This window comes from Pelomicrobium sp., assembly GCF_036803785.1.
Classification (GTDB): Bacteria; Pseudomonadota; Gammaproteobacteria; order Burkholderiales; family UBA6910; genus Pelomicrobium.
On sequence record NZ_DAIRTR010000031.1, the window covers coordinates 13,919 to 27,261 of the forward strand.

The following is a 13,343-nucleotide window of genomic DNA, read 5'->3' on the forward strand; positions in this document are numbered from 1 at the left end:
AGGGAGGAGATCCATGAAGTTCGTACGGTTTCAGGCAGACGGCAGGGCGGGCTTCGGCGTGCTTTCCGAGAAAGGGATTGTGCATGTCCATGAGGGCGACATGTTCCACCGTTCCCGCCCGAGCGGAAGGCGCTTAGCGCTTGAGCAGGTGAAGCTTTTGCCCCCGTCCGACGCTTCCGCCATGATCGCTTTGTGGAACAACTCGCGCGCCCAGATCGCCAAGCTCCGGCGGGAGACCCCGCGCGAAGCGCTCTATTTCCTCAAGCCCCGGGCGAGCTTCGCCACCCATGGCGATGTCATCCTTTACCCCCGGGGCTTGAGCGAGCGGGTGGTGCTGGAGGGGGAACTGGGTATCGTCATTGGCCGTCGGACCCGGGGCCTCAGCCCGGAGCAAGCCCGTGAGGCGATTTTCGGCTACACCGTGGTGAACGACGTGACCGCCCAGGACGTGGTGCAGCGCGACTCGACCTTCCCCCAGTACACCCGGGCCAAGGGCTTCGACACCTTCAGCATCTTCGGACCGGTGATCGCCACCGATGTCGACCCCATGGCACTCACTGTCGAATCCTTCATCAACGGGGTTAAGCACCAGGACTACCCCGTGGCGGACTTGGTGCTCAATCCTTTCGAGATCGTGGCTTCCATCTCCCACACCATGACCCTGGAGCCCGGCGATGTGATCGCCTGTGGCACCTCTTTGGGGGCGGATCCGATCCAGATCGGGGACACGGTGGAGATCCGCATCGCCGGGATCGGCTCCTTGGTCAACACCGTGGCATAGGTCTTGCTTGGTGATGAGAGCGGTTGCATTGGTTTCCGGCTGGGGTCCAGGGCACCGTGAGTGGCCTGAGGCCGCGGACCGGTTGCCCCAACTCCTTGCGGATCATAGCCTCGGCGCAGGCGCCGGAGTCGGTGAAAAGGCAGTGGGGCGCGGCTGACCCTTTCTGGCGGCAGGCGCCGAAGGACGGGTCCGAAGCGGATCGCTCTAGCCGCCCAAAGGCGCTGGCAACAGGAGACAAAAATGAAACGCAGAGCATGGGCAGGGGCGGTGGCGCTGTTCGCCGCCCTGGGCACGGGAAGCCTCTGGGGTCAGGAAAAGCTCTATTCCTTCGGCGTCATCACCCAGCGTAGCCCGATCCTGACGGCCCAGTACTGGAACCCCATCCTGCGCTACGTCAGCGAAAAAAGCGGCGTTCCGCTGGTCCTCAAGCTGGCCAAGACCGGTCCCGAACACTCGGCCATGATCGGCCGGGGCGAATTCGACTTCATCTACTCCAACCACAATTTCAAAGCCGACAACGACGTGGTCGGCTACCGGGTCATTGCCCGTCCCCGGGAGGAGGCCATCCAAGGCCAGATCGTGGTGCTGGCATCCTCGGATATCCAGTCCCTGCAGGCGCTGGAGGGCAGGGAAGTGGTGTTTCCCTCCCAGGTGGCGTTCGTGGGCTATTACGTGCCCATGGACGCTCTGCTGCGTGCTGGCATCACCGTTAAGCCCCTGTTCGCGGGCAATCAGGAAGGCGCCATGGGCCAGCTCAAAGCGGGCCGGGTGGTGGCCGCGGGGGTCAATTCCCAGATCATGCGGGATTTTGCCCACCGAGAGCAGGTGGAATACCGGGTGCTGTGGAGCTCGGAGAAGTACCTGAACATCCCCATCTCGGTCCATCCTTCGGTGCCCAAGGACAAAGTGGCCAAGGTGCGCGAAGCCCTGATCCACATGGCGGCCGATCCCGAAGGCGCCCGCATCCTCGCCGCCAGCGCCGAGCTGGTGAAGCAGAAGCCCCCGTACGGATTCGTCGCGGCAGAAGACGCGGAGTTCGACAACGTGCGCCGCTTCTACCGCACCAGCCTGGTGAAGGGGGAATGAGCGTGGCTCGTCCGGGATGTGCGCGCCTGTGGCGGGATTTGAGCCTGTCCGCCCGCCTCATGCTGGGCTCCGGGATAGCCCTGGCCCTTTCCGGCGCAGTGCTGCTCTACAGCATCATCGTGAACGAGGTGGAGCGCAACCGGGTCGAGCTGAGCGAGAAAGTCAAATACGAGGTGGAATCCCTCACGCCGGCCGTGACCGAGCAGGCGGTCATCGGCGACTACGCCCTGATCCAGCAGATCCTCGATGCACGAGTGGGCCAGCGGGACATCGCCCTGGTGAGCTGGATCGACAACGTGGGCAATCCCTTGAGCGCCTCCAGCCCGAAGGAGGAGGGCATCGCCCCCGACTGGTTCGTGCGCTGGGCCGACATCCGGCCCCAGGAGGAAGCGGTCCAGATCGTGGTGGGCGGCGAGCCCTACGGCCGGGTGCTCATCCGCACCGATCCCACCGCCACCCTCAATCATCTCTGGCAGCAGTCCATGGAAATGTTCCAGTTGCTGCTGTTTCTTCTCGGCATCTTCTTTGGCGTGACGCTGGCGATCGCCAATAACGGCCTGCGGCCCCTTTACGCGCTCGCCTCGTCTGCCGCGCGCTTCGGCCAAGGCGATTACTCGGTGCGCATCGAGCCCGACGGCCCCCCGGAGGTGTTGGCCACCATTCATGCCTTCAATCACATGGCCGAGTCGATCGCCCGCGACATGGCCGAGCGCAAGCAGGCGCGGGAGATTCTGTTCGCCGAAAAAGAACGGGCCCAGGTGACCCTTGCCTCCATCGCTGACGCCGTGGTGACCACCAATACCCAGGGAGAGGTGGACTATCTCAATCCCATGGCGGAAAAGCTGACTGGCTGGAAAACAGAGGAAGTTCGCGGTGCGCCCCTATCCCGAATCTTCTACGTAGTGCAGGAATCCTCGGGGGAAAGGATCGAGGATCCTGTCGCGTCGGTGTTGAGGCAAGGACAGGCCACCGAGTCCGAGGCGCACGCGGTATTGATCTCCCGGGAAGGCCAACGCTGGCCTATCGAGCACACTGCGGCCCCCATTCGCAATCGGGAGGGAGAGATCATCGGCGTGGTGCTGGTATTCCGCGACGTGGGGGAATCGCGCAAGCTCGCCCACCAGCTCTCGTGGCAGGCGAGCCACGATGCCCTCACTGGGCTCGTCAACCGGCTGGAGTTCGATCGACGGCTTCGGGCACTGGTGGAGGACGCCCAGACCCAGGGCCGCGAGCATGCCTTGCTGTACCTCGATCTGGATCAGTTCAAGGTGGTGAACGACACCTGCGGCCACGTGGCGGGGGACGAGCTGCTGCGTCAAGTGGCCTCGCTCCTGGAGAGCGAGATCCGCGAATCCGACACGCTGGCGCGCCTGGGCGGTGACGAGTTCGGCGTCCTGCTCCAGGGCTGCGACCTCCCCCAGGCGCTGCAGGTGGCGGAGAAGCTGCGGCGGGCACTCGCCAACTTCCGCTTCGCCTGGCAGGACAAGACCTTCGCCAGCGGTATCAGCATCGGGGTGGTGGCGATCACCGGGGACGGAGAGAGCGCGGCAAGCCTCCTTGGCGCCGCGGACGCTGCCTGCTACTCGGCCAAGGACAAGGGCCGCAACCGGGTCCAAGCGTACCGGCCCGACGACAACGAGCTGGCCCAGCGCCGGGGCGAGATGCAGTGGGTGTCCCGCATCACCCGCGCCTTCGAGGAAAACCGCTTCCGCCTCTATTGTCAGCGTATCCTGGGCCTTCGGTTCGACGGCACCGGCGAGGAGCACTACGAGGTGCTGGTGCGCATGGTGGATGAGGGGGGAGGACTGGTGCCTCCCATGTCCTTCATCCCTGCGGCGGAGCGCTACGGCCTCATGCACACCATTGACCAGTGCGTGATGACCCTCGCCTTCAGCCGATGGCGGGCGCTTGCGGCCTCGTGCGCGCGCCTGCCCATGCTTTCCATCAACCTTTCGGGCGCTTCCATTTCCGATGATCACATCCTCGCCTTCATCCACGAGCAATTCAAGCGCCACCAGGTGCAGCCGCGCGCCATCTGCTTCGAGATCACCGAGACGGCCGCCATTGCCAATCTGACGCGGGCGAGCAAGGTGATCCGGGAGCTCAAGGAGCTCGGTTGCCGCTTTTCGCTGGATGACTTCGGCAGCGGCTTGTCCTCTTTCGCCTATCTCAAGAACTTGCCGGTGGACTACCTGAAGATCGATGGCGGTTTCGTCAAGGACATGGCTACCGATCCCATCGACTGCGCCATGGTTCGGGCGATCAACGATATTGGCCACGTCATGGGCATTCGCACCATCGCCGAATGGGTGGAGAACGAGGTCACCCTGGGGATGCTCAAGACCATCGGCGTGGATTACGTGCAGGGCTTCGCCGTGCACATGCCCGAGCCCATCGAGGCGGTGGGCGGCCATCGCCGTCCGGGGGCCGGATTGCGGCTCGTGACCGGCTAAGAGCCTTCAGCACAGGGCCGGCTGGCCTCCTTATCGTAGCCATCAGATAAAGCGATTGATCCCCGCTTCGTCGCGGGCAGAGAATGCTCAGGCGCATGATCCCAGGCGACGCTGACGAAGGAGGGGACGATGAAATTCTCGCTGGAAGAAGTTCAGCTCGAGTACCCTGAGGTGGACGGCGATTTGGTCAAGGTGGAGTTCGTGGCGCCGGAGGTTTCGGCCGAGGCCGCCTCTTTCGCCGACTATGACGAAGCCTGGCTGAGCCAGTTCGGGAGCGACTAAAAAAGACAAACAGATTCACTCAAAGCCGCCCGCAGGGGCGGCTTTTGTTTTCCCCGGCGGTCGCCTTCTGGTCGAAGCGGCTCGGCTAGTGGATCGAGCAGGCCGGGGAGAACGCCGAGCGGACGCGGCCCAGCACCTCGGCAAGAATTTCCATCCCCCGCGCTTCCAGTGCCGCCTCCCCTGGCTGGCCCGGGGGCGACGCGACATGAACCTTCTCCAAGGGCAGCCCGCCGTAGCGTGTCTGGTAATGGGCGACACTGAGCGCCAGCAGGCGTACCGTCTCGGCCAGCTCTTCCTCGGACGCCTGGGCGAGCAAGCAATCCGCCCGCTGGCCTGCGTCCTCTAGCGGATTCGGCTCGTGCATTGGGGTGCTCCGGTCAAGGGCTGAACGCATTATTGTAGGCGATGCCACCCCGTCCCGCACCCCGGACCCGCCGAGGTCGAACCCCGATGTTTCAGCGGTTGGGCTGCGAAGGGGGGCGCTCGTCCGGAAGGTTCCGAGATTCCGGCGGCGATGCTGTGGCCGGCGTGTCCCAACGGCTCAGGTGCTGGGGCGGGGCGGTGCGGCGTTGCCCGCTCTTCAACTGAGCCAGGGCGACGAGGGCGCCTTCGACCCAGCGGTAAGGCCCCAGGAATTCGGCCCGCTCGTCGTAGCGGGTCGGGTCCGCCCCGCGCGGCCACGCCACCACGTAGAAGCCGGGGGCGACGGGTTTACCGTCGGGCCGCCAGTAAATGCGCTCGTAGGACTCCGAGTCGATGAGGCGTGTATCGCTCACCACGCGCACGATCTCGTACTCTTCGTAATGGGTTTCCATCCGGCTCCTCCATGTCGCCAACGATATCTTCAGCGGGTTGCACGGGTGTGAAGCGTAGGTGGCCGCTCGTGAAACGAATGGCGCCGAGGGAAGGACCGGATGAGCCTCCCCCCTCAAACGGAATCCTCGGCTTTCGGAAACATAAACCCTCGGGCCCTCTGCTGGGAGCCCTAAGTTAATTTCTTTTTAACACATTTTGACAATTGGTCAAATCGCGCCGGGGCGGGCTGCGTTCGGGGTCAAAGAAGGCAAAGGTGAATTTCCCTGACGGGATGAAGGACAGGCGCCCGGTTGGGGCATAATGAGGCGCTTGCCGTCCTAAATTCTGCGCTTTGTGGGTGTCGCCTTGGAGCTGCCCGGGGAAAAGAAGGGTTTCGCGCGCCGCCGCTTTGGACTGGGCACCCGGATCACCCTGGGGCTTGCGGCCGTGGCCGTCCTAGTGGTGCTGGCGGGGATCGTTCTACGGGCGGCCCAGGAAAGCGCCATCGCGATCCTCAAGCGCCATCTGGAAGAGGAAGCCCGGGTATCGGAGCTGGTGCATCGGATCCGCACGGGACTTCTGGAAGCACGCCGCCACGATCACGATCTCGCCCTAAGCTATCGCCAAACCCCGTCCGAGGCCTTTGCCGCCCGTTATGGGCAGCCGGTGGCGGAGCTGCTGGCCACAGTGCGCCAGGATCTCGAACGCCTCGGGGGCATCGTCCGGGATCCGGGCATCCTGCGGGAAGTTCGCGGAATCCGGCAACTCGTAGAGCGTTACGGGACCGAGTACGCGGCTCTGGTGGACCTGCACCGTCGCATGGGTTCTGCCGACGGTGGGCTCGAGGCCCAGCTCCGGGATCAGGAGGAGCAGCTCGAGGCGGCCATTTCCCAACGGGGTTCAGCGAGCGCTCTGGAGCGCTTCAAGGCGCTGCGCTTTGCGCGCATCGATTACTTCGCCCGCCAGCGCCCGGCCGAGGCGGACGCCGTGCGCGCTTCGAGCCAAGCGCTGGCCCGGGACTGGACCGCAAGCCCGCCGCCCGCTCGTTCCATGCTTGACGCAGCCCTGGACCAGTACCGCCACCTCTTCGAGCGCTATGTGCAAGTGGTGGAGGAGGCGTCTGCTCGGCGCGCTTCCCTGCTCCAGGCGGCGGCGGAGGCGGAGCCCGCGCTTGAGCGGGTGCTGTCCCAAATGCGCAGCGCCCGGGTGCTGGCCTACTACAGCGTTTCCTTGAACGATGCCATCGGCTATACCGCCGGCATCGTGGGGTTGATTACCCTCCTCGCCGCCGGCTGGATGGTGCTCGCCCTGCGCCGCAACGTCATGCGTGCCGTGGAGACGGCGGTGGATTTTGCCCGCCGGGTGGAACTGGGGGATTTGAGTGCTCGCATCGCCGAGACGGAGGTGCCCGTCCTGGGGCGGCTGGCAGAGGTGCTCAATAAAATGGCAAGCGCCCTGAAGCGGGTCCGGGATCAGCATACGGAGCAACTGTGGGGTCTGCAGCGGGAAGTGGACAGCCTGCGCGGGCGCGTGGCTGTCCAGGACAAGATCCTGCAGGCGGCCCAGGCGGAGACCCGGAGCCTGGAGCAGCAGGCGGCCCGCAGCGCTCAAGAGCTGGCCTCGGCCCAGGAGGAAGTGCGCACGAGAAACCGGGAGATGATGCTGTTCAACGAGATGAGCAGCCTGCTGCACACCTGCCGCAGCGAGCGGGAAGCCTTCGACGTCATCGACCTCTACGCCGGCCGGCTGTTTCCCCTGGAAGAAGGGGCTCTCTATTTTCTCAACCCCCCCCACGATAGGCTGGAATGCCTGGCGGCGTGGGGGAGGCTCTTTCAGGAGCGCCCAGCCAGCTTTGCCCCGGAGGCGTGCCTGGCGCTGCGGCGCGGCCACGTGCATCAGGTGGAGGACCCGGCCGCTTCGCCCCTGTGCGAGCACGTGCGAGCCTTCGGCGATCCGCAACGCCCCTACTTGTGCCTGCCCATGGCGGCCGGCGGCGATACCCTCGGCATAGTGCACCTCTCCTTCCCGCCCTCAGAAGCTGAGATGGAGGCCTCTGCCGCTGCCCGGGAGCACAAGCGCGACATGGCGAGGGCCCTGGCGGACCAGATTGCGCTCGCTATTTCCAACATCCGCTTGCGCGAGACGCTGCATCGCCAATCGATCCGCGATCCCCTCACGGGCCTGTTTAACCGGCGCTATCTGGAGGAGTCGCTCCAACGGGAGGTGGCCCGCGCCGAGCGCACAGCCCGGCCCCTCGCGCTCCTCATGCTGGACGTGGACCATTTCAAGCGGTTCAACGATTCCTACGGTCATGAGGCCGGTGATGCGGTCTTACGGGCCCTCGGTCGCCTGCTGCGCCAAAGCGTGCGGGAGGGGGACATCGCCTGCCGCTTCGGCGGGGAAGAGTTTGTGGTCCTACTGCCGGAGGCGACTCTGGAGACGGCCCAGGAGCGGGCAGAGCGGATCCGGGACGAGGCGCGCCGCATCCGCATCCACCGGGAGGGTCGCTATCTGGATCCGGTGAGCGTTTCTTTCGGGGTGGCCATCTACCCGGACCACGGGGTATCGGCGGAGACCTTGCTCGCTGCCGCCGACGCGGCCTTGTACCGAGCGAAGAGCAGCGGACGCGATCGCGTGATGGTCAGCCTGCGCGCTTCCTAAGCCCCATCTGGCCGGCACGATACGCCGATTCGACGAGGCGGGTCTTCGTGCCCGGCCGCCCTTTCCCCTCGTGCGAAGGACGACGGCCTTCCCGGGCGCTTTGTCCAGTGGCGGGTAAGAGCACGGCGGTCAATAGGGGACGCCGATGGTATTGAGGGCGGCCTCTTCCGGCAGCAGGGCGAAGCGTGGGCCCCAGAAGACCAGCACCCGTCCGGTGCGCTCCGCCAGCTCGATGAGATCGTCGATGGAACGGATGAGGGCGCCCCGCACCGGTTCCGCGCTGCTGCGGGAGGCTTCCAGAAAGGATTCCTGATCGATTTCCACGCCCCTCAAGAAGCCGGCTGCTTTCATGATGGCGGCCCACGTGAGGATAACGAGCGCCGGATGGGTGTCGTTCATCCATCTGAGGTCGAGGAGGGGCCAGACGGGCCCTGGAACGTTGCGGTTCATGAGGTCCACCTCCGATCGCGTCGTTAGCTACCCTTACGAAGGGGACCGGCAGGATTCGTGCCACGCCCAGTGAGCTTAGGCCCCGCCGCCGGCTCCGGGCCAGCACGACAATTCAAAGGGTTGTGATGGAAGGGCAAAAGACCCCCCGCGCCGCAAAGGAGCGGGTGTCCTGCCGCCCGGCAGCCTCGTCGGGAAGCTGACGGAGGTCCTGGCGGTCCCCCGCTGCCGAGCCTGGCCATGAAAGGCGTGGTGACACACGAGCCGGTGACGGGGGTTCACCGCCAGGTGCTTCCAGTATGATTGCGCGTGGAAGGACGGATGTAAAACGTCGTCAATTTCCCGCCCTGCTTTGCACGAATTTACTTTCTCATTGAATAAAGTATCCGTGTCCAGCGAATACATCACCCTCGAAGGAGTCCGTCAGAACAACCTCAAGGGCTTGAACCTGCGGCTTCCTCTGAACGAGCTGATCGTCGTCACCGGCGTTTCCGGCTCCGGCAAATCGTCCCTCGCCTTCGATACCCTCTATGCCGAGGGACAGCGCCGCTACGTGGAAACCTTCTCGCCCTACGCCCGCCAGTTCCTCGACCGGCAGGACCGCCCCCGGGTGGACCGCATCGACGGCATACCGCCCGCCATCGCCATCGACCAGGTGAACCCGGTGCGGACCTCCCGCTCTACCGTGGGCACCATGACCGAGCTCGCCGATCACCTGAAGCTGCTCTTCGCGCGCGCTGCCGAGCTCTACTGCCGCAGCTGCGGCCAGCGGGTGCGCCGGGACACCCCCCAGAGCATCTACGAGACCCTGGCCAAGCGCGCTCTGGCGGCGGGCGATCCCCGGCTCACCATCACCTTTCCGGTGAGCGTGCCCGCCAATTTCTCGGAGCAAGAGGTGCGCGCGCTTCTCGAGCGGCAGGGATATACCCGCATCGAGGTGCAGAAGGGCAACGTCCTGGAAGTGGTGCAGGACCGTTTTCGCCTAGGCGCGGCCGGACGGGATCGGGTGATCGAGGCCCTAGAAGCGGCGTTGCGCCTGGGCCAGGGGCGTCTTGCGGTCCACCTGCATGGGGAGGGGGCAGCGCCCGTCGCCACCTGGCGCTTCTCCGCGGATCTTCACTGTGCCGACTGCGACATCCATTACCGGGAGCCGACCCCCAGCTTCTTTTCCTTCAATTCCCCCATCGGCGCCTGCGACATCTGCCGCGGTTTCGGCCGGGTAATCGGCCTCGACCTGGATCTCGTTATTCCCGATCCGTCCAAGTCCCTTGCTCAGGGCGCCATCAAGCCCTGGCAGACCCAGAGCTACCGGGAGTGCCAGGAGGAGCTCATGCGCTTCGCCCGCAAGCGGGGCGTGCCTGTGGACGTTCCCTGGCGGCAGATGGAGGATGCCCACCGGCGCTGGGTCCTGGAGGGAGACCCCGGCTGGGTGAGCTGGGAGGCCTCTTGGCCCCATGCCTGGTACGGGGTGCGGCGCTTCTTCGACTGGCTCGAAACCAAGAGCTACAAGATGCACATCCGAGTGCTGCTCTCCAAGTATCGGGCCTACACGCCCTGCCCCGCTTGCGGTGGCGCACGGCTTAAGCCTGAAGCGCTCCTGTGGCGTCTCGGGACCCACGAGGCGGCCGACCGAGTCATCGAGCGGGCCCAGCGACTGCGCCCCCCGGATGCCCGATTCTCCGCCGAGGCGTTCCTCGCGCTGCCGGGACTCACCCTGCACGATATAGCCCTGCTGCCCCTCGAGCGTTGCTTGGACTTTTTCCGCCACTTGCGCCTTGCGGAACCGACCCTGGACGAGGCGGCCGAGCTGCTCCTGTCGGAAATCCGCACCCGGCTCCAGTATCTGGTGGATGTGGGCCTGGGCTATCTCACCCTGGACCGCCAGTCCCGCACCCTTTCCGGCGGCGAGGTCCAGCGCATCAACCTCACCACCGCCTTGGGCACTTCTCTGGTGAACACGCTGTTCGTGCTGGACGAGCCCTCCATCGGCCTGCATCCCCGGGATATCGACCGGGTGGTGGCCGTGCTCGCCCGGTTGCGGGACGCGGGCAACACCCTGGTGGTGGTGGAGCACGATCCCGCCGTCATGCGGGCGGCGGATCGCATCCTGGACCTGGGGCCAGGCCCGGGAGAGCGGGGCGGTCAGGTGGTGTTCTTCGGCACTCCGGAAGAATTGCAGCGGGACGCCCGTTCCCTTACGGGGCAGTATCTTCGGGGGGAGAAGCGGGTTTCGCATCGCATTCCCAAACGAGAGCCGCCCGAGGCCTGGCTCGAGGTACTGGGAGCGGCCGAGCACAACCTCAAGGGCATCGATGTGTCCATTCCTTTGAACCGGTTCGTGTGCGTGACCGGCGTCTCGGGCTCGGGGAAATCCACCCTGGTGCAGGATGTGTTGTACCCGGCCCTCGCCAAGCTGAAAGGGCGCACGGCGCAGACACCGGGAGCCCATGCGGGACTGCGGGGACACGAGGCCGTGACCGAGGTGGTGCTGGTGGACCAATCGCCCATCGGCAAGACCGCCCGCTCCAATCCGGCGAGCTACGTGGGGGCGTTCGACGCCATCCGCAAGCGCTTCGCGGAGGAGCCCCTGGCGCGGGAACGGGGCTACAGCGCCGGCACCTTCAGCTTCAACGCGGGTGAGGGCCGTTGCCCCACCTGTGGCGGCAGCGGCTTCGAACACGTGGAGATGCAGTTCCTCTCCGACGTGTATCTGCGTTGTCCCGATTGCGACGGGCGCCGCTTTCGCCCCGAGGTGCTGGAGGTAAAGCTGCTGCCAGCGGCCGGGGAAGAAAGGAAGTCACCTTGCTCCATCGCCGATGTGCTGGAGATGACGGTGACCGAGGCGATGGAATTCTTCGCACGGCAACCGGAGGTGGTGCAAGCCTTGGCGCCTCTACAGGCAGTGGGGCTTGGCTATGTCAAGCTGGGGCAGCCGGTGCCCACCCTTTCGGGAGGGGAGGCCCAGCGGTTGAAGCTCGCCGGACATCTGGCCCAGGCCCGCAAAGGCGCCGGTCGCCAGGGCAGGGCCTCGGCAGCCCCCGGGGGTACCCTGTTCCTTTTCGACGAGCCCACCACGGGCTTGCATTTCGCGGACATCGCCGTTCTGCTCCAGGCCTTCGACCAGTTGCTGGCCCAAGGTCACAGCGTGCTGGTGATCGAGCACAACCTGGACGTCATCGCCGCAGCGGACTGGGTCATCGATCTCGGGCCGGAGGGCGGGGAATCCGGCGGCCGGCTGGTGGGGGCAGGAACGCCCGAGCAGTTGACCCGGGTGCCGGAAAGCCACACCGGTGCGGCCCTCGCCCAGTACCAGGCGCAGCTGGCGCAGCGATCCCGGCCCGAACACCTCGCTCGACAGAGGACGCAGCGCCCATGGCCAGTGCGGGCCGATCCCGCGATCCACATCCACCACGCCCGGGAGCATAACCTCAAGAACGTGGACGTGCGCATCCCGCGCGAGCGCCTCACGGTGATCACGGGTATCTCCGGCTCGGGCAAGTCCACCCTGGCGTTCGATCTCCTATTCGCGGAGGGCCAACGCCGTTATCTCGAGTCCTTGAACGCCTACGCGCGGCAGTTCGTGCAGCCGGCAGCGCGGCCGGACGTGGACGCGATTTATGGCATTCCACCCACGATCGCCATCGAGCAGCGCACGAGCCGGGGCGGCCGCAAGAGCACGGTGGCCACTCTCACGGAGATCTACCATTTCCTGCGCTTGCTCTACGTGAAACTGGGCATCCAGCACTGCCCCGAATGTGACGTCCCCATCGAGCCCCAGTCCCCGGAGGCCATCACCGCCCGGCTCCTGCGGGATTATCGAGGGGTGCGCATCGCGTTGCTCGCGCCGCTGGTGGTGGCGCGCAAGGGTTATTACACCGACTTGGCTCAATGGGCCGCGGGCAAGGGCTACCGGCATCTGCGGGTGGACGGGGTCCTCACGCCCACCTCCCCTTGGCCTCGGCTCGACCGCTACCGGGAGCATGACATCGAGCTGCCCGTGGCCGAGGTGCTGGTGTCGCCCAAGACTGAGGGGCCCCTGCGGCAGGCCCTGGCCCGAGCGCTCATGTTGGGCAAAGGCGCGGTCAAGGTGGCTCCGCTGGATGCGCCAGCCGGCTCCCGCGGCATGCCCAGGGAGGCCCATTTCTCGGTGCGGCGCGCCTGCCCTCGCTGTGGCCGGGGCTTTCCCGAGCCCGATCCGCGGCTCTTCTCCTTTAACTCCAAGCACGGCTGGTGCCCCCGCTGCTACGGCACGGGGCTCACGCTTCCCGGCTTCGACGAGGACCAGACGGGCGAAGAGATCTGGTGGAACGATTGGTGGGAAGGAGAGGCCCCGGCCTGCCCTGCGTGTGGGGGGCGCCGTCTTAATCCCGTGGCCCTGGCAGTGCGATTCCAGGAGAAAAGCATCGCCGAATTGACGGCCCTCTCCATCGGCGAGGCCCGGCGTTACTTCCAGCGCCTGAAGCTGGGTGGCCGCTCTGCCCAGGTGGCCCGGGACATCCTGCCGGAGATCGAGTCGCGGCTTGCATTCCTCGATCGGGTGGGCCTCGCCTACCTCACGCTGGACCGCTCAGCGCCCACCCTTTCCGGGGGTGAGGCCCAGCGCATCCGGCTGGCGGCCCAGCTCGGCTCAAACCTGCGCGGCGTGTGCTACGTGCTGGACGAGCCCACCATCGGGCTCCACGTGCGGGACAACCGCCGACTACTGAGCACCCTGGTCGAGCTCAAGGGCAAGGGCAACACGGTGGTGGTGGTGGAGCACGACGAGGAGACGATCCGCCTCGCGGAGCATGTGGTGGACCTGGGACCGGGAGCAGGAGAGCAAGGGGGGCGTGTGGTGG

Annotated in this window: 9 protein-coding genes; 6 read left to right on the plus strand and 3 right to left on the minus strand. The window is 65.9% G+C overall.

Features of this window, described 5'->3' with window-relative positions; all coding sequences use genetic code 11:
- Positions 1-13 precede the first annotated feature (13 nt).
- The 4 genes from V7Q81_RS05650 (at position 14) to V7Q81_RS05665 (ending at position 4,602) form a co-directional block, all read left to right on the plus strand.
- On the plus strand, positions 14-781 hold the full coding sequence (locus V7Q81_RS05650) for a fumarylacetoacetate hydrolase family protein (RefSeq protein WP_333840951.1): 768 nt from the start codon (positions 14-16) through the stop codon (positions 779-781).
- Between the two features lie 240 nt (positions 782-1,021).
- Positions 1,022-1,867, plus strand: coding sequence for a phosphate/phosphite/phosphonate ABC transporter substrate-binding protein (locus V7Q81_RS05655; RefSeq protein ID WP_333840952.1), 846 nt, complete (start codon positions 1,022-1,024; stop codon positions 1,865-1,867).
- Complete coding sequence (locus V7Q81_RS05660) at positions 1,864-4,320, plus strand: EAL domain-containing protein (RefSeq protein WP_333840953.1); 2,457 nt, start codon at positions 1,864-1,866, stop codon at positions 4,318-4,320. Before V7Q81_RS05655 ends, V7Q81_RS05660 begins: the two co-directional genes overlap by 4 nt.
- A gap of 129 nt (positions 4,321-4,449) precedes the next feature.
- The gene (locus V7Q81_RS05665) at positions 4,450-4,602 is read left to right on the plus strand and encodes a hypothetical protein (protein WP_333840954.1); all 153 of its coding nucleotides are present in this window, start codon (positions 4,450-4,452) and stop codon (positions 4,600-4,602) included.
- Positions 4,603-4,687: 85 nt separating this feature from the next.
- On the opposite strand, the gene V7Q81_RS05670 is transcribed toward V7Q81_RS05665, so the two are convergent.
- Both V7Q81_RS05670 and V7Q81_RS05675 read right to left on the minus strand, forming a co-directional pair.
- Complete coding sequence (locus V7Q81_RS05670; RefSeq protein ID WP_333840955.1) at positions 4,688-4,966, minus strand: hypothetical protein; 279 nt, start codon at positions 4,964-4,966, stop codon at positions 4,688-4,690.
- Positions 4,967-5,057: 91 nt separating this feature from the next.
- A complete protein-coding gene (locus tag V7Q81_RS05675; protein WP_333840956.1) occupies positions 5,058-5,417 on the minus strand; it encodes a hypothetical protein in 360 nt (119 codons plus the stop codon).
- A gap of 334 nt (positions 5,418-5,751) precedes the next feature.
- Here V7Q81_RS05675 and V7Q81_RS05680 point away from each other — a divergent pair, with 334 nt between their 5' ends.
- Positions 5,752-8,058, plus strand: a complete 2,307-nt coding sequence (locus tag V7Q81_RS05680) for a diguanylate cyclase (protein WP_333840957.1) — start codon at positions 5,752-5,754, stop codon at positions 8,056-8,058.
- Positions 8,059-8,187: 129 nt separating this feature from the next.
- Here V7Q81_RS05680 and V7Q81_RS05685 read toward each other — a convergent pair whose 3' ends face one another.
- Positions 8,188-8,508: a hypothetical protein gene (locus V7Q81_RS05685; RefSeq protein ID WP_333840958.1), complete on the minus strand. Its 321-nt coding sequence runs from the start codon at positions 8,506-8,508 to the stop codon at positions 8,188-8,190.
- A 385-nt stretch (positions 8,509-8,893) separates the two neighbouring features.
- Here V7Q81_RS05685 and uvrA point away from each other — a divergent pair.
- On the plus strand, positions 8,894-13,343 hold a 4,450-nt coding region (gene uvrA, locus V7Q81_RS05690), incomplete at its 3' end, for an excinuclease ABC subunit UvrA (RefSeq protein WP_333840959.1).

Coding starts and splice junctions, on each gene's coding strand:
- V7Q81_RS05655 (WP_333840952.1), top strand. CDS start 1,022: ATGAAACGCAGAGCATGGGCAGGGGCGGTGGCGCTGTTCGCCGCCCTG.
- V7Q81_RS05665 (WP_333840954.1), top strand. CDS start 4,450: ATGAAATTCTCGCTGGAAGAAGTTCAGCTCGAGTACCCTGAGGTGGAC.
- V7Q81_RS05670 (WP_333840955.1), bottom strand. CDS start 4,966: ATGCACGAGCCGAATCCGCTAGAGGACGCAGGCCAGCGGGCGGATTGC.
- V7Q81_RS05650 (WP_333840951.1), top strand. CDS start 14: ATGAAGTTCGTACGGTTTCAGGCAGACGGCAGGGCGGGCTTCGGCGTG.
- V7Q81_RS05675 (WP_333840956.1), bottom strand. CDS start 5,417: ATGGAAACCCATTACGAAGAGTACGAGATCGTGCGCGTGGTGAGCGAT.
- V7Q81_RS05685 (WP_333840958.1), bottom strand. CDS start 8,508: ATGAACCGCAACGTTCCAGGGCCCGTCTGGCCCCTCCTCGACCTCAGA.
- V7Q81_RS05660 (WP_333840953.1), top strand. CDS start 1,864: ATGAGCGTGGCTCGTCCGGGATGTGCGCGCCTGTGGCGGGATTTGAGC.